At 45.0% G+C, this 20,043-nt stretch carries 13 protein-coding genes; 4 read left to right on the top strand and 9 right to left on the bottom strand.

Annotated features, from left to right (window positions below; genetic code table 11):
- Positions 1-63 precede the first annotated feature (63 nt).
- The 7 genes from ACFSJE_RS15840 to ACFSJE_RS15810 all read right to left on the bottom strand — a co-directional run bounded on the left by ACFSJE_RS15840 (position 64) and on the right by ACFSJE_RS15810 (position 10,022).
- Positions 64-900: a cyanophycinase gene (locus ACFSJE_RS15840; RefSeq protein WP_379831845.1), complete on the bottom strand. Its 837-nt coding sequence runs from the start codon at positions 898-900 to the stop codon at positions 64-66.
- Between the two features lie 4 nt (positions 901-904).
- Positions 905-2,038 carry a PKD domain-containing protein gene (locus ACFSJE_RS15835; protein ID WP_379831844.1) on the bottom strand — a complete coding sequence of 378 codons (1,134 nt, stop codon included), beginning with the start codon at positions 2,036-2,038 and terminating at the stop codon, positions 905-907.
- A gap of 5 nt (positions 2,039-2,043) precedes the next feature.
- The gene (locus ACFSJE_RS15830) at positions 2,044-3,393 is read right to left on the bottom strand and encodes a PKD domain-containing protein (RefSeq protein WP_379831843.1); all 1,350 of its coding nucleotides are present in this window, start codon (positions 3,391-3,393) and stop codon (positions 2,044-2,046) included.
- 31 nt (positions 3,394-3,424) lie between these two features.
- Positions 3,425-4,750, bottom strand: coding sequence for a RagB/SusD family nutrient uptake outer membrane protein (locus tag ACFSJE_RS15825; RefSeq protein ID WP_379831842.1), 1,326 nt, complete (start codon positions 4,748-4,750; stop codon positions 3,425-3,427).
- Positions 4,751-4,753: 3 nt separating this feature from the next.
- Positions 4,754-8,035 carry a SusC/RagA family TonB-linked outer membrane protein gene (locus ACFSJE_RS15820; protein WP_379831841.1) on the bottom strand — a complete coding sequence of 1,094 codons (3,282 nt, stop codon included), beginning with the start codon at positions 8,033-8,035 and terminating at the stop codon, positions 4,754-4,756.
- Between the two features lie 69 nt (positions 8,036-8,104).
- Positions 8,105-9,157 (bottom strand): FecR family protein, encoded by a 1,053-nt coding sequence (locus ACFSJE_RS15815; RefSeq protein ID WP_379831840.1) that lies wholly within the window; start codon positions 9,155-9,157, stop codon positions 8,105-8,107.
- 223 nt (positions 9,158-9,380) lie between these two features.
- Positions 9,381-10,022 (bottom strand): RNA polymerase sigma factor, encoded by a 642-nt coding sequence (locus tag ACFSJE_RS15810; protein ID WP_379831839.1) that lies wholly within the window; start codon positions 10,020-10,022, stop codon positions 9,381-9,383.
- Between the two features lie 540 nt (positions 10,023-10,562).
- Between ACFSJE_RS15810 and ACFSJE_RS15805 the strand changes: the two genes are divergently transcribed.
- Positions 10,563-11,681, top strand: a complete 1,119-nt coding sequence (locus tag ACFSJE_RS15805; RefSeq protein ID WP_379831838.1) for an NAD(P)/FAD-dependent oxidoreductase — start codon at positions 10,563-10,565, stop codon at positions 11,679-11,681.
- Positions 11,682-11,888: 207 nt separating this feature from the next.
- Here the strand turns inward: ACFSJE_RS15805 and ACFSJE_RS15800 are convergent, their stop codons facing one another.
- Both ACFSJE_RS15800 and ACFSJE_RS15795 read right to left on the bottom strand, forming a co-directional pair.
- A complete protein-coding gene (locus ACFSJE_RS15800) occupies positions 11,889-14,018 on the bottom strand; it encodes a hypothetical protein (RefSeq protein ID WP_379831837.1) in 2,130 nt (709 codons plus the stop codon).
- Between the two features lie 91 nt (positions 14,019-14,109).
- Positions 14,110-16,128 carry a glycoside hydrolase family 97 protein gene (locus ACFSJE_RS15795; protein WP_379831836.1) on the bottom strand — a complete coding sequence of 673 codons (2,019 nt, stop codon included), beginning with the start codon at positions 16,126-16,128 and terminating at the stop codon, positions 14,110-14,112.
- 349 nt (positions 16,129-16,477) lie between these two features.
- Between ACFSJE_RS15795 and ACFSJE_RS15790 the strand changes: the two genes are divergently transcribed.
- The 3 genes from ACFSJE_RS15790 (at position 16,478) to ACFSJE_RS15780 (ending at position 20,030) form a co-directional block, all read left to right on the top strand.
- Positions 16,478-17,482 carry a LacI family DNA-binding transcriptional regulator gene (locus ACFSJE_RS15790; RefSeq protein ID WP_379831835.1) on the top strand — a complete coding sequence of 335 codons (1,005 nt, stop codon included), beginning with the start codon at positions 16,478-16,480 and terminating at the stop codon, positions 17,480-17,482.
- Positions 17,483-17,634: 152 nt separating this feature from the next.
- Positions 17,635-18,792, top strand: coding sequence for a glycoside hydrolase family 172 protein (locus tag ACFSJE_RS15785; protein ID WP_379831834.1), 1,158 nt, complete (start codon positions 17,635-17,637; stop codon positions 18,790-18,792).
- Positions 18,793-18,794: 2 nt separating this feature from the next.
- Positions 18,795-20,030: a DUF6786 family protein gene (locus ACFSJE_RS15780; RefSeq protein WP_379831833.1), complete on the top strand. Its 1,236-nt coding sequence runs from the start codon at positions 18,795-18,797 to the stop codon at positions 20,028-20,030.
- The last annotated feature ends 13 nt before the right edge of the window (positions 20,031-20,043 follow it).

Below are 20,043 nucleotides of genomic sequence, written 5' to 3'. Positions count from 1 at the left end.
ATGGAATTGGTAACATATGTTTGACCGTCCATGGACTTCGACCCAAAAATTGAAAAATGAAAGTCAATCAATTTGAAAGGTATCCCCAGGAAGAAAAACGTTCAACTCCATACCATGGGCCCCCAGCTTGTCTTCGAACTTGTTCGTCGAAAGACCGCGGTTCTCCATGACCACAACCTGTGAAACCCCCACTACCTCAACTGAATTGCCATCCACTAGGATGGCGGTGGCCTCGTCAATACCGATGCCCATCATTTCAGGGTATTGGATGACGGCGCTCAACAAGCGGTTATACCGACTCCGTTTCACAAAATGTTGGTCTATGATGACATTGGTCAGCATTCCGAGTCCTGGCTTTATTTCAATATTATCGGCTTGGATATACCTAAAGGTAGAGGAGTATTCCGGGTGCTTCAACTCATTCCCGGTGATCATCATCCTGCTCATGACAGCAGCGCCCGCACTGGTTCCCGCAATGAGACTACCATTTTCATAGGCCTTGTGGATTGATTTTTCAATGGGGGTTCCTGCAATCACATCCATGAACCTGTTCTGGTCACCACCAGAGATATAGATGAGTTTTGCCTTGGAAATTGAATCCAGTTTTGTTGGTGAAGAAATTTCACCCTTCACAAAATTCAACCCATGGACATTTGTAATGCCCTTGTCGTAAAACTGCCTCGTGGCATAATAAACCGCTGAGTCTGGTTCTATACTGGACATCGGAAGAATTATTCCATACCCTGATTTGTCAATTCCGGATTCTTTGATAATCCTGTCAACCATCCCACTGGGTCTAGACCCCCCTCCGATAATGAACAATTTACCTTTTGGCGGTTGTTGTTGGGCAAACAAGCTACATGTAAGCCCAATACATAGTATAATTAGAATTTTCTTCATTGATCTATTGTTTTTTACCTATAATGATCCCTCTGGTATCTCCAGGGGCAGTAAACCATGATTCAGGGTTGCCCCCATCCAAATCGGCACGCCACATGATGTCGGTGCCACGGTCGCCCCAATATATTTTTTGATCATTGGGGTCATAGCCAATTCCATACACCACTCGGCCTATGCCGACGGCTAGCGTATTTATATTGTTGCCGTCCAGATCGGCTGACTTTATCCTAATATCACCAGAATCCACGTATTCATCAAAATAGATCCTATCGTTGATGACCATGATCGTACCTCCTTCGATATCGGGAAAGAGCATGGTCTCACCAGTCCCGTCCAGGTTTTTGGAACCTATGCCCCCATTGTAATTGATCCAGTAGAGTTTTCGATTGACCGGATCGATGGAAAGCCCATCGGGATCGTTTGTCTGTCCGGTCACAAAATCCTCTTTTTGGTTCAAATCTGAACTGTTCAGGTCGGCTCTTTGGATTCCAGAACTGTTATCCCAATAAATTTGGTTTTCCCCATAGTCGATGGCCAGCCCATTGGGACTGTCAATTCCGGTCCTGAACTCTTCAAAGCCACTGCCATCCAAATTGGCCCTGTAAATTTTGTCGGCCCCGTAATCGCTCATGTATATCTTTTGGGCAACAGTGTCCATGACCATACCATAGCTCGATTGTAGGGATGGTCCCTCAAGCGCTGTAAAAATAGGGGCTTGGGTATTGATAAGGGCCTGAAACACTGTAGACCCATCCGTGTAATAAATGGGCACCCCGGTGGCGTTCGGGTCCTTGATCACAATCGTTTCTGAGACTTTCCTTACTTCCAAGGATATGGAAGTGGTGACGACCAAGTTGACTGTATACGCTCCCGCTTTTGTGTATAAGTGTTGTGGATTGGCATCCCGGGATGATTCCCCGTCTCCAAAGTTCCAATAGAAAGTGGCTTCCCCAACGCTTGAAGGGACAATGGACGTATTGGTAAACGTTGCCATGGAAGGGGCGAGTTCATCATTATCCACCGTATAGGTGAACTTAGGTACCGTACTTGCCGGGGGAACGGCAAAATCTTCATCGCCGCAGCTGAGCAACATTCCCACCAAACAAACTAAAACTGGAATTCTGATTACGTTGTTCATAGGTCTTATTTTATCAGTACAATTCCCCTAGGACTGGACAGTCCGGTTTTTAACACTTCTTTCCCGGTACCATCCAAGTTGGCACGGTAGAGTTCCCCTGAATCCCGACCGGACCAGTAGAGCTTTCCTTCTTCATGGTCAATGTGCATGCCATATATCCTTGTGCCATTATCATCGACCGTCTGAACATCTGAGCCATCAAGGTTGGCCACTTTGAGCAATTCCTCGTTTTGATCGTCAAAATAAATTTTGTCGTTAACGGTATCCACTGAAATGGCGTAGCCATATACCCCCGATACGATAATGTTAGGGTCGGTCCCATCCATGTTGACTTCGTACAAATCTTCAAAATAGGAATCATAAACATACATTTTGGAGTTTTCAACGTCCAATGCAATGGCTCTCCACCAAGCTCCGGCCACAGTAAAGAACCCAATTTCCGGATTTGACCCATCCATATTTGCCCTTGATACGTTTCCATCATCGTCAACCCAATATATTTTGCCCGCATCAATATCCAAGGCTATGGCATATGGGTCACCAATATTACTGGCGATGGCCTCCAATTCAGATCCATCGGGGTTCATTTTCCAAATGTTCCCCAAAGGATAAGCATTGAAATCACTGAAATAAACTTTTTGATTCACGTGGTCATAGGCCATGCCCACACCGCCCATTCCCGCAATGTTGAGGATGTCCGAAACCGTGCCTGTGCCATCCAGGGCCAAGCTCCTTACATATTCGTCCCCTAGGTCGATATAATAGAGATCGGCAAATTTTTGTGGTGCACTTCCTACAAGGATATCCTGGGTGAACACGTGGCTGCCCACTGCACTTTCGGCTGTGAGACTGACCGAATAGGTGCCGGCCTCGGTGTAGGTGTGCGTTGGATTTTCCTCCGTGGAACTCGAATTGGTTCCGTCGCCAAAGGACCAACTATAACTGGTGGCCTCCAATGACATATTGTTGAACTGTACGGGTACGGTGGCCAAAAGGCTTTCTGGATCTTCCACTGTGAAAGAACTTGCCGGGGTGACGGTAATTTCCATGTTGGAGATGGTGGACCCTCCGGCACCTGTTGACACCAGGCTTACCAAAAAGATATCACTGCTCTCATATGATTTTTTGGGCGATACCAATTTTGAGGTCGTGCCATCACCAAAACTCCAGAGGTATGCCGTTGCGTTCTGCGAATCATTGGTAAACTGAATGGTTTCCCCCACGGCCACTTGATCGGCACTTGCTGAAAATACGGCCTCCGCTTGGGGAGGGAGAGCCATTTCATCCTCTTGGCAATTCATAAACAATAGGGATGAAAACAATACAATTGAGTAAATGTAAACTTTTGATTTCATGCGATAGTTTTTATTTGGTCATCTTGTTTGGTTAATATCCGGGATTTTGTACCATCCCCGGATCATTGTTGGTCTGTAGCTCATCCAACGGTATCGGGAACAAGGTTTGATTTCCGCTGGTAACATTTGGAAGCAGTTCCATGGCACGGCCCGTGCGTACCAGATCGAACCATCTGTGTCCCTCAAAGGCAAATTCCAAGTGCCGCTCATTTTCTATGATAGTGAGAAGCGCTGCAATGGAGGATTCCGTAATGGGGGGCAGGTTGGCCCTTGCCCTTATCGTATTGATGTCATCTTGAATGGAGCTTATTTCGGGAGTGGTCAAAAGGGCCTCCGCCTCCGCTCTGATCAAATACATTTCGGCCAATCGCAATACTATGAAATTGTCCGCACCCAGACTGATGTCATCATATTTTATTGCATAGGCATCGGTTCCTTCGAATGCAATGCTGGCGGCAAACCTTTCATCCCCGGAACCATAGGCATCCAAAAGGACAGTGGATGGTTCCACTTCCCTTCTCCCATTCAGTGAATGTGGGAAGTTGTATTCTGCAATCCTGTTCCTCTCAAGTTGGGAAAATGATATTTCAAATATGGATTCCGACGACCCCTCCTCGAATACAATTGAATAGTTGTCCTCCAAGGTATAATTGCCGCTGGATATCACTTCGGTGGCCATTGAAATGGCCTTCGAAAAGTCCCCTTTATATAGATAAACCCGGGCCAAAAGTGCCTTGGCACCAAATCTTGATGCCCTTGACCTATCACCTGGATCCATGAGATTGTCGGCAGCAAAGGTCAAATCTTCAATGATTTGGTCGAATACCTCCGCTGAAGAATTTCTTGGTGCATCCAGATTACCAACCCCAACTGTGGGCTCGACCTTTATGGGTATCCCTCCAAAATAGTTCAGAAGATTGAAATGGTTCAGTGCCCGAACAAAGTAAAGTTCACCTCTGGCCTGGTTTTTTTCCTGCTCGGTCATGCCTTCTATTCCTGGGAGTTTGTCGATGACATTGTTGGCCACATTGATGCCGTCATAACAACTGGCCCATATGCCACTGATCGATCCATTTTCAGGGAGAATGTTGTTATTGTCAACTTGGGCATAGGCCGTAGCGGTGGCAGCTATGGGATGTGAAAGGTTGTCTGCCGCCAAATCCGAAAAGATGCCATAGGTCCTTCCATAATAGCTCAGGTTTTGGAACGGGGCATAGGAGCCCAAAATTCCTTTTTCAATATCATCAGAGGTCTGGAAAGCCTCATCGGCCGGTATCGCATTATAGGGTTCAACGTCCAGTACATCACAGGACAGTACCATTGCTGCAAGATTCAATAATAAAAGTATCTTTTTCATTTTTTAAAGTTTTACGTTAACCCCCAACGTCAGTGTTTGAGCCTGTGGATAGGTAAAAAAATCAGTACCGATCACCGAATTGTCATCGCCCCTATAGTTCACCTCGGGATCCAGGCCGGTGTACCTCGTCCAAGTGAACAGGTTCTGGGCACTCAGATAGAAGCGGATGCTCGAAACCATCGATCTGCCGAGAAATTCGTTCCCAATGGTGTAGCCCAGGGTTATGTTTTTTACCCTAAGGTAGGATCCATCTTCAATGAACCTTGATGATACCCGTTTGTTCTCAGCCGATTTGATGGGGTCCGTTGTCGCCCTTGGGATATCAGTGATATCCCCGGGTTGTCTCCAGCGTCTGGTGACCGCCGCAATCTGGTTGTCACCGCCCTGAAGCGATTCCAGAAACAACCGGGAGCCATGAAAGACATCATTGCCATAAGAGCCTTGGAGAAAAACACTTAAATCGAAACCTTTAAAATTGAAGGTGTTGGTAAGGCTCCCGATGAAATCCGGATGTGGGTTGCCCACAATGGTTCTGTCCTCAGAGGTGATCTCACCATCAAAATTGGTGTCCTCATATACGATGTCTCCAGTGGAGGGATCCACCCCCAAGGACTTGTAACTATAAAAAATGCCGATGGGTTGGCCCTCCATGATCCTGTTGCCGCCACGACCTATATCATCAATGGGCTGGTCGTTGTAGAGTTCCAAGACCTTGTTCCTGTTCCCTGAAATGTTGAACTGCGTGCTCCAACTGAAATCCTCTCCCACGATGTTCTGGGTCCCAAGGGTGAACTCAATCCCTTGGTTTTCCACTTTTCCAATATTCTCAGCTATGGAGGAAAATCCTGAACTCGAAGGGATGGGCCTGCTCAGTAGCAGATCGTTTGTCTGTTTGTTGTAGTAATCGGCGGTAAGGGTGATGCGGTTGTCAAAAAGCCCCAGGTTTAGGCCTACATTGAATTGAGATGTACTTTCCCATTTTAGGTCAGGGTTTGGGATATTGCTCGGATAAATGGCGGGTTGTTCACCATATGAAGTGTTACCATATAGTTCTGAAAAAAGAAAGGAACTGATATCATCGTTTCCGGTCTGTCCATAGCTCACCCTCAATTTAAGGTCGGATAGCACACTGCCATTCCTTAGAAATGGTTCTTCGGAAACCCTCCACGCCAGGGACGCGGCTGGAAAAAATCCTGTCCTGTTGTTTTGTCCGAACTTGGTTGAAGTATCAAATCGTCCCGAAACATTAAGGATATATTTATTTCCAAAATTATAGTTCAGCCTCCCCAGGTACGATTTGAGTCCGGAATCGGAAGCGCTGGCACTGGCCGAAACGATGGTGGCGGCCGAGTTGATGTATTCCAGATTGTCATCGGCAAAGTCCTGCCCCCTTATAAAGGAAGAACGGTACCCATAACTCTCAAAACTGTGTCCGATCATGACCTCCAGATTGTGCCTGCCAAATGAATTGGCGTACTTTAAAATGTTGTTGGAGACAATATTGGACACATTACTGTAGGTCTCAAATCCAAGACCGTTGTATTTGGCACCTTGGACCGTTTTGGTGGACTCGTAGGCATGTTCCCTAAAGCTTAGAAAGTCCACCCCCCATTTTGTGGAGAAGGAAAGTCCATCCATTATTCTGTAATCTAGGAACACATTTGAATTGGTCCGGTATGAAAAGTTTTGGTTGATGGCCTCGTTGGCTATGGAGACCGCATTGGAGTAAGGCCCCTCCTGGTTATAGGTTCCATCCTCATTGTAAACTGGGAAAATCGCAGGGGTTGAAATACCGTTTGGCAAGGGGCCGTGCAAGGTTTGGTCACTTTCGACACGATCGGTCTTTGCATAGCTCAGGCCAATGCTTGTGCCCAAGGTCAATCTGTCCGACAATTGATGGTCCACGTTGATGCGTCCATTGACCTTGTTGTAATCGCTTCCGATTAGGATCCCTTCTTGGTCAAATACGGTGCCGCTTATAAAGAACTTGGTTTTTTCAGAGCCTCCAGTGGCCGATACTTGATAGTTGTTGATAAGGGCTGTTCTAAATATAATATCCTGCCAGTCCGTATCCACGGTGATGTTGTCCATTTGTTCCTGGGTAAAGACCGTGGAACCCGTAAGGTCGTTCCTGTATTCCATCCATTGCCTTGCATTTAACATGTCCAATTTGTTCCAAGCACGTTGGACACCCGAATATACGTTGACATTAATTTGGGATTTTTGCATTTTCCCTCTTTTGGTTGTGATCAGCACAATCCCATTGGAGGCTCTTGCGCCATATATTGCGGTCGCTGAAGCATCTTTGAGAACACTTATGCTCTCTATTTCATTGGGGTTTAGGTCTGAAAGGGCCGATATGCCCTGTCCGGAATATCCAATTTGGGCAAAATCACCACTGGTGACCGGAATTCCATCAATGATGTACAGGGGTTGGTTGGAGCCACTTATTGAACTGAGTCCCCGTATTCTAACAGAGATCTCGCCGCCCGGCGTACCGGAGTTTTGAATCACCTGGACCCCAGCGGCCTGTCCCTGAAGTACACCGTCCACGGTGGGTACCGGTAGGTTTTGAATGTCATTGGAACGTATGGAGGCAACCGCATCACTCAATAATGCCTTTCTTTCTGTGCCATAGCCCACTATGACCACTTCATCCAGGACAGTATTGTCCGGTTGAAGCACCACATTGATCTGGTCGGCGCCGACAATGTCAACTTCCTTTGTCGCATAACCGATATAGGATACCTCCAAGGTGGTGGCATCGATGGGCACGGATAGTTCGAAATAACCATCAAAGTCCGTGCTTTCACCAATCGTGGTATTTTTTACCACCACAGTGGCACCGGCCAAAGGTTGACCTTCATTGTCCTCGACCGTTCCCTTAATGGTCCTTGTCTGCTGCCGATTCTTGGTTGGCGGGGCATTCCCTTGTAATTTCATGACAATTACCTGTCTACGGTCCAACTTGTAGGTTAGACCCGTTTTGTCAAAGGCTTTGTCCAGTATTTCGGAGATGGAGGCGTTTTTAAGGTTTAGGGTTATAGTGTGGCCTATCACATCGTCCTCGTAAAAGAAAATGTACTCACTTTTGTCCTGTATTTCCCTGAAGAAGTCTTCCAAGGAAATGTTGGTCACGTTAATATCCATTCTGGTCTGGGCTTCGGAAACGTTCGAAAATGCACTGCTCGCTCCAATGGTGATGGTTAAAGTAAGGACTTTGAGGGTCTTGGACAGTCTTTGCCCAAAGCGTACGGCCCACTTGACTAGGGTTTGTTCTCTCATTATCATTCTTGGTTTATTGGTTGGCATCCTAGGATTGGGAATTGCCTTTTCCCCATCGCTAAGCTCGATTTATTCTTTAATGATGATCAATTGGTCGTCCTCGGTCAGATGATAGGTGAATTTTGATGAGGCCGTTTCGTTGATTGTCTGGATTACATGTTCAATGTGCTCTGTGACGTCCAAATAGCCAGAAAAGGTTTGGTTTGCCAATTCCTCGTCTTTGATATCTATCTTTATATTATAATATCTGGAAAGTTTTTTAAGGATTTTTCTGAAAGGATCTTTATGGAAGATGAACACCCCATCCCTCCATGAAAAGTAGGGTTCCACGTTTACAGAACCGGTTTCTATCGTCCCATCCCCTTTGCGAAAAGTCGCCATTGTATTTGGGGCTATCTTTATTGAACGCTCATTTTGAACCCCATCACTGATATCCGTTAGGGCTATGCTCCCACTTTTTAGAACCGTGATGATTTCTGGGTCATCATGGTAATTGCTCACATTGAAAACGGTGCCCAACACTTCGATTTCCTGCTCCCCAGTTTTGACCACGAAGGGCTTTTCCTTATCGTGGGCCACTTCAAATATGGCCTCTCCTTCCAAATATACGGTCCTACGATCACCCTGGAAAGAAGCGGGGAATCTGAGTTTGGAACCCGAATTTAACCAGACCCTGCTTTGATCGGACAATACAATTTCAGATCGTTTTCCATAGGGCACCATTAGGGTGTTGAAGATGATACCCCTCGAAGTGGCGGTTTCTTGATTGACCGTTTCATTGCCCAAAAAAACCTCCTGTCCTGTGGGTGAATAGGTAATCTGGGGATTTTCCTTGGGGATTTCAATGGTATTGTCATCACCCAGGACAAGCCTTACCTGATCAAGCTGTTCCGAGTTCTCATTTGAATTCACCATATTTTCCATTGGAACGGCCGTCCGATCATCGGAGGTCAACAAACCGTAATAGACTGAAAAGCCGATTAGAAATGTTGCGGCCATGCCCATGGCATACCTGATGTTCCGCCTTGATCGGATATGGGCTTGGACCGATTTGGTGATTCGTTTTTTTAAGAGGGACTTTTCTTGCTCTCCAAGCTTTTGCCCTTCAGGGATGTTTGTCATATTGGTCAATTTTAAGGCAGGTATTCCACGCAATGAATTCTCCGAGGTCTTGTCAAGCTTTGGTGTTTGGGTTTCCTTGCACCTTGCCCCAGTTGCCTCAAAGAAGGTCTAGGGCATGTCAAAGCTTGAAAACATGAAACTTTCAAATTTTTAAAATACCTATGATCCTATATAACTATAAGTGGTGGATACCGGATATATAGACAGAAAATTTGATATAATTTTATTGGAAATACTGAAGAGTGGTGACAATCAGTATCTTGAGGGCGCCCCTAAGAATCTTTAAGGCCCTGTAAATCACAGTTCTCGATGATGTGACGGAGATTTCCAATAGATCAGCTATCTCTTCATAACTGCGTTGCTCGTTGAACCTGAGGTAGAGTACCCTTTTTTGTCTTTTGCTCAATAAATTGAGAGCTCCATCAAGACGGACATTTTGTTCGATATCAAATTCACGGTGAACAATTTGGTCCTCAACCGAAGGGGCGATCCGTTCTTTCAACAACACCTGTTCAGAATAGGCGAATTTATTTTTTTGTTTTTTGATAAGTTCATTCTTTAACGATCTCAAGAGATAGTTTTTGACATTGTCGGTTTCCGAAAGGTTTGTTCGGTATTTATATAACTTTAGGAACAGGTCATGGATACCATCCAGTACACGGTCTTTGTCCTTGACCAGGTGCATCCCATAGCGGTAAAGGTCATCTATGAACAAATCGTACAGATCACCTAATGCCTCTACGTTTCCGGTCTTAAGTTTCCTCCACAACAGTATTTCGATTTTACCGGTTTCCTTCAAAGCATGAACGGTTTTGAAAAATCCTTGCCCTTCGACCCAATTCGGATTCCATTCTTTGGATCCCATGGGAAAAGAGATGGCCCATGAGACAATAGTGACCCTTGTCAAAAATTGAGTTGGCGGGCAAAAAGTAATAAAAAGTATTTTTTTTTAAAAGAATTTCATTGTAAAATCAATGATTATGTTAAATAATCAAAGAAATCTCATTTGTTGGATTCTTGAATTTTTGGGTGAAGATTCTGCTCGCCAGACCTATCAGTTTGATCAAAAATTATGCAAATTGGTTTTTTTTTCCTTTTTTGGAGGGATTTTCCATATTGGAAAAGATAGATTGGGGAAATATCCTGAAGGATAACCTGGGGACAGTCCTGAATGGGCGCCTTTGGTGGTTCATCGGCATTTGTTCTTCAGTATAATCGATGTGGGGCGGTCGAAATGGATTTTGAAAGGTTGGATTGACGGGATTCAATTTTTGCCTTGGAGTTCGGCCACCGAAATGAACCACTTTATGGGATTCTTGGATGATTTGAGTATCGGATGAAAGTTGTTTTTGGTTTTCGGGATAAACTGACAGTGCCGATACTGGCATAGATTCAATATAAAGTTATGGAGTTAAGTTATTGGGAATATAAGACTTGGTTTTCCAAAGTTGATTTTACGGTCATTGGTAGCGGTTTGGTTGGTCTCAACTGTGCAATTCGTTTAAGGGGCAAATATCCCAAGAGCAAGATTTTGATATTGGAGAAGGGGAGTCTTCCCCAAGGAGCAAGTACCAAAAATGCTGGCTTTGCCTGTTTCGGAAGTATTTCAGAAATTCTTTCGGACATGAAATCCCAACCTGAGGAAGCGGTGGTGCAATTGGTCCAAAAACGTTTAAAGGGCATTCAGCGACTACGTGAGCTTTTGGGAGATTCGAAAATGGGATACCAATGGAACGGAGGGCACGAATTGTTCTTAAAGGACAAACCCGAACTGTATGAACCTTGTTTGGACGCTATGGAGCGATTGAACAAACTCTTGAAGCCCATATTTGGGGAAGCCCCTTTTTGCAAGGGCAGCAATAGGTTCGGTTTTAAGGGGATAGAGGATCACTATATCACCCAGCGATTTGAAGGTCAATTGGACACTGGGAAAATGATGCGGGGATTGCTACAAAAATGCCTTGATGCAAAAATCCCTATTTTGAACGGAATTGAGGTGGTATCCCTTGAGGATTCAGGTGACAAGGCTATGGTTGGTACAAGGAACTTTGATTTTGTCTCAAAACAGGTAATTGTGGCCACCAATGGATTTGCCTCAAAATTGCTACAGGATGAGTCGATAAGGCCGGCCCGTGCCCAAGTCTTGGTCACCCGACCGATTCAAGACTTAAAGATCCAGGGTACTTTTCATTTGGATGAGGGGTATTATTATTTCAGGAATATAAATAATAGGATACTTTTTGGGGGAGGTCGCAACCTTGATTTCCAAGTGGAGGAAACCATGGAATTTGGACAAACCCTGATTATACAGAACTCTCTTGAAAGTCTGCTCCATGAGGTCATTCTACCTGGCCAAGAAGTGAAGATAGATCGAAGGTGGAGCGGTATCATGGGGGTAGGCTCCAATAAATCGCCCATTGTCAAACAAATTTCCAATTCCGTGTATTGTGGTGTTCGGTTAGGGGGAATGGGCGTGGCCTTGGGAAGCTTGGTTGGCGAAGAACTTGCACAAATGGTCCATTGATTTCGGAGCGGCAATGTCGGTTCTAAGCATCGTCTTGGCCCTAGGGGTCAACACTGCCCGTCTTGGTATTGTCATCAATGTAAATATCCATTAACTAATCAATGGCCTAATTGATGTCTGTTGTTGGGCCGGAAACATTCTGTTCCGACCACAGATTGTAAAGAGGCTTTGGATAAAAAGATATCAGGAACCAATCCCCACGTTTGGTCAAGGAATGGCGCTTTCAAAATTTGGGCCATGGTGATCCCTTGTTCGACCGTACGCTTCTGAAGCAGCCCCATTGCCCCAATCATAGATCGTAAAGTCGCCAATGCCCAATCCTTCTTTGGAAGTTGTGCCATTGTGACCATAATTTTCCATCATAAATCCATGATCCTCTTCGCCAAAATGAGGATGTTTGGCTTCCCACTGTGTTTTGGTCAGTCGATTTTCGGGACAATACATCATTACAAATGATGCCCGAAGTGCCGCCAGCCCACGCTCCATGTATTCCTTTGAGCCCAATGCTTTTCCATACTTGATGATCAACTCGGAAAAAAGACTTTGTCGGGCATCGTTCCACTCCGCATCCGCGTTCATTACCCCGAAACCTCCAAATGTCTTCACATACATATAGGGGGGTTGCCATGTGGCCTGGGTCATGAGCAGTTCATCCAATACGACCTGTCCAATGTCCAAATAGCTTTGGTGCCCTGTTAGCTGGTAGGCCTCATAAAGTGCCTCGGAAGTCCAAAACATGGATAAATTGTTCTGCTTGAACATGTTGTTTCGCTCTACCTTTTTGTTGACCAGGGATATGTTCCCGTAACTAGAGCAGGACCAGTAGGTTTCAAAGTCCTCCCATCTACCGATCGGAATGACTTCATCGATAAGTGTATGAAGAGCTTTTAATGCTGAATCCTTGTAACCCTTATTCTGTGTGGCCCTATAGGCATTTAACAGGAATGTGATGGACATCGCAGATTCAGGTGATTGATCGAGGATACCCATGGGTTCATGGGTCTGTTCTGAAATCCAGCCGGGAAAATAGCCTTCCTTATCCTGAAGTTGAACAAGTCGATCTGCATATCGTATGGCATAATCGAGTAATCGCTGGTCTTTTTCCAACTCCATAAACCAAAGCAGCATTTGGTTTGCGGTCCAACTCATATCCAGAATATGGTAGGGAGCTTCCTTTGGGCTTCCCCAATGGACACCTTCAGCCTGGGTAGGGTTCATAAAGGGGTTTCGGTTGGAATTTCCAAAATAATGGGTGTCCCAACTTTTGGATCTTCTAAATGCATTACCCTCAATAACGGTATCCTTCATCTCAGTGGCAATGATACTCGGGAAAAAACCATTGTTTTGAGGGAACAACAAGGACAACTCCTTGGTCATCAGGGCTTTTTCCATCAGTTTTTGGTCATGGTGTCTTTTTGCGTAACGAAAAAGCCCCGAGGCCGAGCGCAAGGAACTGAACCATGCTTGGTTCCAGATGGATTTAAACTCCCTTTCAAAAGGCGGCTTTTTATAGTTGGGGCTTTGGCTAACGTTTACAATAAAGGTAGCCGCCCCAACCTTTTTGTTGTTCAGTTCAAATTCTTGCCACACCACATCTTTCCAGTCCTCAAAGGCCCACCGGTAGGCATGGTCCACATATGTTTCCAAAGCGGTGGTTCCTAAAGGTTCTTTCTTTTCATGGAGCGGTTCCCCAAATTTTTTCCAATAAAATGCCAGAACATCGCGCCACGGATTCTTGACTTCAGCAGGTGTACCGGTCGCTCTGATATAAAATGAAAAATGGTATGCCCCAGGCCGGTAATCGGTGCCCTTCTCTTTTACATAAAGCACATGTTCTCGGATTTTTGAGGAAGTCCAGCCCAAAACCATTTCATTGTTTTGTGCATCCAAATCCATATACCATTCAGGTCCGGAGGGATCAATTGCACTAAGTTCAGGGAAGACAACCAATCTGATGTTGTTCGCTTTTTCGGACATGATCAAGGCGGGAGCCCTAAAAACATGTTGGGGAATGATGTGGTCATCCGTTGGGGTTAAATGGGGTGACCAATGAAAATCAGGTTGAAATGATGGACGAATGGATACCTTCCAATCATCTTGGGAGATGGCGTGGTCTAATTCAAAATTGATGTCAATCTTTACCGTATGCTCGTCAACAACGTCTAACGAGGTGATTGGAAGCGCATCCCCCAACGGTTCAATCTCTATACGCTCAATGATATCTTTAAAAAGAGGGGATGCCCCTTTTTTTTCAAATTCCGTTAGCAAGTCCTTGTTGGTGGGTTGGGTAGGGTTGCACCCCACCAAAACCATTGTAAGTATGGTATTATATATCATTCTAAGTGCACCATTGCACTTTAAGGATCTGACCGAGGAATGGTTTTGACGAATTTCCGAATGCATAGGCAGTTTTTAGAGATGGTCTCGATTAATTCATTTTTGTTAGCTGCATGACCATTCCGCCACTGGGGGCCAACTGTATTTCCAAAGTGTCCTCAAGGGTTATTTGCTTCATTTCCCTGTTCAATTGGTTTGGGTTCACATTGGCCTGTTTTCCATCTGTATAGATTTCTGCCCTGTAGGTTCCCTTTTCCAGAAACCCAAAATGTATGTTGATCGTTCTGGCCGTACCGTTGTTAAGGCTTCCCACAAACCATCGGTCGCCCTTTCGGCGTGCGGTGGTCACATATGCATCGACTTTTGCATCCAAAATTTTGGTTTCATCCCAGGTAGTGGGTACTTTTCCAAGAAAATCAAAACCTGGTTGACCCAAATAGGCATCGGGATAGTCACAAACAGAAGCGAGATAACTTTCCATAACCACGTACATGGCCAGCATGTGACCTCTGGTGACCACTACCAATGGGCGGGTGTACTGTGTCTTGAATTCAGATTGGGGCACCGCCCGGAACCCACCAAGATGGTAATCCGTGGTTCCCGCCAGCAACCGGGTAAAAACAATATCCAGATCGTGGTCGGCGGTTATGGGTTCGGCCTCCCATTTATTGTACTCATAATTTTTGGCCCCCTCACGGGTAAATTCGTTGGGATAGGTGCGATGGAGCCCTGTGGGCTTAAAGCTACCATGAAATTGAATGTAAAGTTTGTGTTCTGCCGCTTTTTGCAGTATTTCTTCTTGGATCAGCACCATTTCCTGATCGTCACGATCCATAAAATCCACCATCATCCCCTTAATGCCCCATTCCTCGAATTTGGAAAAGGCACGTTCCAAATGGGGGTAAATGGCTTTCCAGTGTACCCAAACGTGAATCCCGACACCTTTTTCCTTGGCGTAGTTGCATACGCGCTCCATGTCCAAACTTGGTACCGGCCGGGTAACATCGGTTTGTGAACCCACCGCTCCATAGCCAGGAGCGTCGCTGGTATACCATGCAAATCCACCATAGCCAATGACCGCATGATAATCAATGTTGTTATCAGCGCAGAAGTCGATATAGTATTTGTTGGTCTCAAAATTGACCCCTGGGGCAAATGTGGTGTCCGGTACAATGTCACCATTCCACCAATGAAAAGAGGTCTTTCCCGGTTTGATCCAGGAGACATCCTTAATTTTTGAGGACTCGTTCAAATTGGTCAGTATGTTCGATTCGAGTAGTGCGCCGATCCGGTCACTTATCATCATGACCCGCCAAGGTGTTTGATGCGGTAGGTCCGCCCGCACCTTTACTTTGGATTGGCCGGGTAGGGGGGAGAGCTGGCAAGTAAAGTGCCCGTTCTTTTTTATAAGGTACATCCCTGCATAATTCCTGAGATTGGCCTCGGTGATGGCCATGAAGGTCTTGGGAAACTCGAGCAGTATGGGCATGTCCATGAGGGTGTCCTCCTGTATGCTGTTGTAGGGCAGCGTATGGTAAAATCCCTCATGGGAATTGACATAATTGTTCCAAAAAAGGGTTCGTACTGTTGGATTCCCTTTGATTTCGAAAGAGGTCAATTCATCCAAAAGTTCATAAGAGCTCCATTTTTCCTGCTCGGGAAATTCATAACGAAACGCAATACCGTCATTGAAGGCCCTTACCGCCAAAATAAGGGTCTGCTTGGATCCATTGTGGGCATGGAGCGGAATCCGTACCTCACGATAGTGGTTTCTGACCGTTTTATTTTTTCCCACTAAAAGTTCATAAGTCTCATCAACAGTATTATAGGTTGGCTTCCCCATTTTTAGACGAGCGGAAAAATAGCCCTCCTTTTGAAATTGGAAGCCTAGGTTGGAAGTATCAATTAAGGTGGAGCCATTGAAGGAGATACTGTACTGGGGTGCATCCTTGGTGACCTTAAGGCTAAAATGAAGCTTGCCGTCGGGAGAGGATAGTCCAACTTTTTTTTGTGCATTGACGGTCATGGACAGGCTCAAAAGAAGGGCAATCCATAGGCAATGAACGCTTAGGGATTCCGAATTGTTTTTTTTTTGTGAAGGCTGTGGCATTGGTGTGTATTTAGCGTAAAAGGTTCTAGTTCCAATGGATGAAATTGAAACACTTAAACGTTTAAGTGTTCAAACATACTGATAATTCATTTATACAGAAAAAGATATTTGTTAAAATGGACGTTTCTTCACTATTCCGAAGGTCATTGGTCACTAAAATAAATGTACCTTTTGTCTTTTTGCAATAACAACGGAATTCAAAACAATGATCCAATTCCCTAAGTTTTATTTTTTTGTGGATAAACTCAGAAGACACCGCCATAAATTGAAAACAAAAATTTGGTATCATGTATTCTTATTGATACTTTGCGGGTCGAAATAAATTAAACGTTTAAGTCCTTGTCAGTCTATGAAGAAAAGAACTTCCCTTAAAGACATAGCCAAAGAAGCGGGGGTTTCCATTGCCACAGTTTCGTATGTGCTTTCAAAGCAGGAGAACAGCGGTGTAAGCAAGGAAGTTTCGGACAGAATAAAGGAAATAGCCAAAAGGCTCAACTATCGGCCCAATCAAATTGCAAAGAGCTTGCAAAGTGGAAAAAGCCATACCATAGGGTTGATCGTGGCCGACATATCCAACCCATTTTTTGCGCATATAGCAAGAATTGTGGAAGATGAGGCAAAAAAAAATGGGTATACTGTCATTTTTGGAAGCTCGGACGAGAAGGCCGCCAAGTCCCATGACCTCATCAAATTTTTATTGAACAGACAGGTGGACGGATTTATCATAACACCGACGGAAGGTTCCGAAGGACAGATTCAGCTCTTGAAAGAACAGAATATACCCTTTGTATTGATCGACCGGTATTTTCCCTCAATTGACACCAACTATGTCGCCATAGACAATTATAAGGCAGCATTCGATGCAACAAAAAAGTTTCTTGAAAATGGAAAGAAACGAATCGGCATGATCGCCTATTCCACGGAGTTGAACCACATGAAGGAACGGGTTCAAGGTCATAAGGATGCTTTGGGAAGTGTCTATGATGAAGCCTTGCTACAAGAGGTTGCGTTTGAAGGGTTGGTGGAGCATATGCCCAAAGCCATCAATAATCTTGTCAAGGGAAAAAACCCGGTGGATGCCATCTTTTTTGCCACCAATACTTTGGGGGTAGTGGGTTTGAAATATCTAGCTGAACTGCAACTCCAGGTTCCCAATGATATAGCTGTCATCGTTTTTGACGAAAGTGAGGTGTTCCACTTTTTTTACTGTCCCCTTACCTATGTGAAACAACCGTTGGCCGATTTGGCCAAAAAGGCGGTGACCGTTCTTTTAAATCAGATCAAGGACCCCGGTGCCAAGACGGACAAGGTGAAATTGAACGCACAACTTGTAATTGGCAATTCCAGTAATTAATTGTAAATATTTAATCAAAGAATCAATTTAAAGATGTAAAAATTGAAAATAATACATTTTTTATTTTTATTTAAACGTTTAAATAGTATATTTGGCCGATAGCGTGGTCGAGCGGTCGCACTAATCCAATTAAACTTAAAATTATATCCATTATGAAAAAAAGAGGAAGTTTTATACTCACACTACTCGTTGCTTTGTTCAGTTTTTATTCCTGGACACCCTATGCCCAAACCGCAAATGGTCTTGATGCCCACATGGGTAATATCTTTACCTTGTCCGACGCAAAAACCCGTTCCATCAGTCCGGAGAATTTTACGGGTGAACCCGGAAAAGGCGGTATGGCCGAAGTGGGAAATGGAACAGGAAGCCACGCAGCCAGGGAATTGGGACAAGGCTGGAAGGTCAGCCCATCCGTTAAAATAGCCCCAGGTGAAACATTTACCTTGGCCGATATCAATGATGAAGGCGCCATTCAGCATATTTGGATGACCCCGACCGGTAACTGGCGCTTTTCCATTCTTCGCTTTTACTGGGATGGAGAAAAGGAGCCCTCTGTTGAAGTTCCCGTAGGCGATTTCTTTGGAATGGGATGGGGCGAGTACACGCCTCTAAATTCCTTGCCCATTACCGTTAACCCAGGTAGTGCATTTAACACCTATTGGCCGATGCCTTTCCGAAAAAATTGTAGGATCACCATGGAAAACATAGGGACAGAGGAAATGTATTTATATTACCAGATTGATTACACCTTGACAGATGTTCCTGATGATGCAGCGTATTTCCATGCCCAATTCAGAAGAAGCAACCCAACGGAAGGTGCCCTTTATACCTTGATCGATGGAATCAAAGGGAAAGGTCACTACGTAGGGACCTACATGGCCTGGCAGGTCAACAATCGAGGTTGGTGGGGTGAAGGCGAGATCAAGTTCTATATGGATGGGGACAAAAAGTTTCCAACCATTGCCGGAACCGGAACCGAGGATTATTTTCTGGGGTCGTACAATTTTGAGAACAAGCGGAAAAGGGAATATGAAAGCTATTCCACACCTTATGCCGGCCTGCACCAAATTATAAGACCTGATGGAATGTATGACTCCCAACAGCGATTTGGACTGTACCGTTGGCATATACAGGACCCCATTAGGTTCGACAAGGAGCTTAAGGTTACCATCCAAGATTTGGGCTGGAGAAGTGATCACAGGTATCTACAGCAGAAATCGGATATCAGCTCGGTAGTGTATTGGTATCAAACCGAGCCACATGCGAAGTTTCCGGACCTGCCTTCCAAAAATGATCTTGAAGTGAACTAGACATGTTGAAAAATCAACAGTTTTTACAAATCGTGGTGGCCTTGTTGGTGGTAGTTTCCTGCAGAAATCAAGGCAAAAAAGGTGCAGATATAGGGACTATGGACAAAGAAATTGCTTTTAAGGAAGGTTCCTTCGGGCATGACACGGATTTTTTAAAAAAATGGGATTCCGATCTCATACTGTTGAAATCCGGAAATGCTGCGGTGGCCGTATCGGGAAAGTACCAGGCAAAGGTATTTACTTCGAGCGTATCCGGGGATGAAGGAAGAAGCATGGGGTGGATCAACTATGGGGCATTTGGGAAGATGGACCCGCACATGAACGCTTACGGTGGGGAGAGTAGATTTTGGTTGGGACCCGAAGGGAGCGCCTTTTCACTCTTCTTTAAGCCCCAGGCCGAAATGACTTTTGAGAACTGGAAAACCCCGCCCCCAATTGATAGTGAAGGCTGGGATGTCACTAAGAAAAGTGGGACTTCGGTGGTTTTGGAACGTACCATGGAAATTGAAAACTATGCGGGCCATACGCTTCATATCCAAGCACAACGGGAAATTAAGATCTTGACCATCGATCAACTGGAGGAATTGCTCGGAGTGCGGACCAGAGCGGTCAAATCGGTCGGGTATAAAACAAAAAATACCATTACCAATATTGGCAATTTTGAGTGGACCGAAACTACCGGAGCTCCCTGCATTTGGATATTGGATATGTTTCCACCTTCCGAAGAAACTACCATTATGATCCCGTATAAACAAGATAGCTCTGGACCCATTGCCACGACGGATTATTTTGGAGAAATTCCGGAAGAGCGAATTGGGTATGAAGAAGGGATCTTATTTTTCAAAGCTGATGGGAAATCCAGGGGGAAATTGGGCATACCGCCACAGCGGGCTACGCCATTGGCCGGGAGTTATGATGCGCAGAACAATGTACTGACCATTGCCCTGTTTGATGTGGACTCCAAAGCGACCTATCTCAACCAGGAGTGGAATCTAGAAGGGGATCCTTTGATAGGTGATGCAGTGAATGCCTATAATGATGGGCCCTTGGAAGATGGTTCACAAATGGGGCCATTTTATGAGTTGGAAAGTGTCTCCCCGGCGGCATTTCTCAAACCCAATGAATCGCTCACCCATAACCATTCGGTTTTTCACCTGACGGGGAAAAGGGAAAATCTAGAGCAAATTGTGGCGGAAGTATTCGGGACCACATTAGATAAAATAACTAACTTTTTATAGTATACTAAAGAAA

Source organism: Flagellimonas iocasae, assembly GCF_042682725.1.
In the GTDB taxonomy this organism is placed as follows: domain Bacteria; phylum Bacteroidota; class Bacteroidia; order Flavobacteriales; family Flavobacteriaceae; genus Flagellimonas; species Flagellimonas iocasae.
This window is presented reverse-complemented; position numbering and strand designations above follow the sequence as displayed.

Bases quoted from the DNA above. Each gene is read 5' to 3' on its own strand.
- ACFSJE_RS15840 (WP_379831845.1), bottom strand. From the start codon at position 900: ATGAAGAAAATTCTAATTATACTATGTATTGGGCTTACATGTAGCTTG.
- ACFSJE_RS15835 (WP_379831844.1), bottom strand. From the start codon at position 2,038: ATGAACAACGTAATCAGAATTCCAGTTTTAGTTTGTTTGGTGGGAATG.
- ACFSJE_RS15830 (WP_379831843.1), bottom strand. From the start codon at position 3,393: ATGAAATCAAAAGTTTACATTTACTCAATTGTATTGTTTTCATCCCTA.
- ACFSJE_RS15825 (WP_379831842.1), bottom strand. From the start codon at position 4,750: ATGAAAAAGATACTTTTATTATTGAATCTTGCAGCAATGGTACTGTCC.
- ACFSJE_RS15820 (WP_379831841.1), bottom strand. From the start codon at position 8,035: ATGAGAGAACAAACCCTAGTCAAGTGGGCCGTACGCTTTGGGCAAAGA.
- ACFSJE_RS15815 (WP_379831840.1), bottom strand. From the start codon at position 9,157: ATGACAAACATCCCTGAAGGGCAAAAGCTTGGAGAGCAAGAAAAGTCC.
- ACFSJE_RS15810 (WP_379831839.1), bottom strand. From the start codon at position 10,022: ATGGGATCCAAAGAATGGAATCCGAATTGGGTCGAAGGGCAAGGATTT.
- ACFSJE_RS15805 (WP_379831838.1), top strand. From the start codon at position 10,563: ATGGAGTTAAGTTATTGGGAATATAAGACTTGGTTTTCCAAAGTTGAT.
- ACFSJE_RS15800 (WP_379831837.1), bottom strand. From the start codon at position 14,018: ATGATATATAATACCATACTTACAATGGTTTTGGTGGGGTGCAACCCT.
- ACFSJE_RS15795 (WP_379831836.1), bottom strand. From the start codon at position 16,128: ATGCCACAGCCTTCACAAAAAAAAAACAATTCGGAATCCCTAAGCGTT.
- ACFSJE_RS15790 (WP_379831835.1), top strand. From the start codon at position 16,478: ATGAAGAAAAGAACTTCCCTTAAAGACATAGCCAAAGAAGCGGGGGTT.
- ACFSJE_RS15785 (WP_379831834.1), top strand. From the start codon at position 17,635: ATGAAAAAAAGAGGAAGTTTTATACTCACACTACTCGTTGCTTTGTTC.
- ACFSJE_RS15780 (WP_379831833.1), top strand. From the start codon at position 18,795: ATGTTGAAAAATCAACAGTTTTTACAAATCGTGGTGGCCTTGTTGGTG.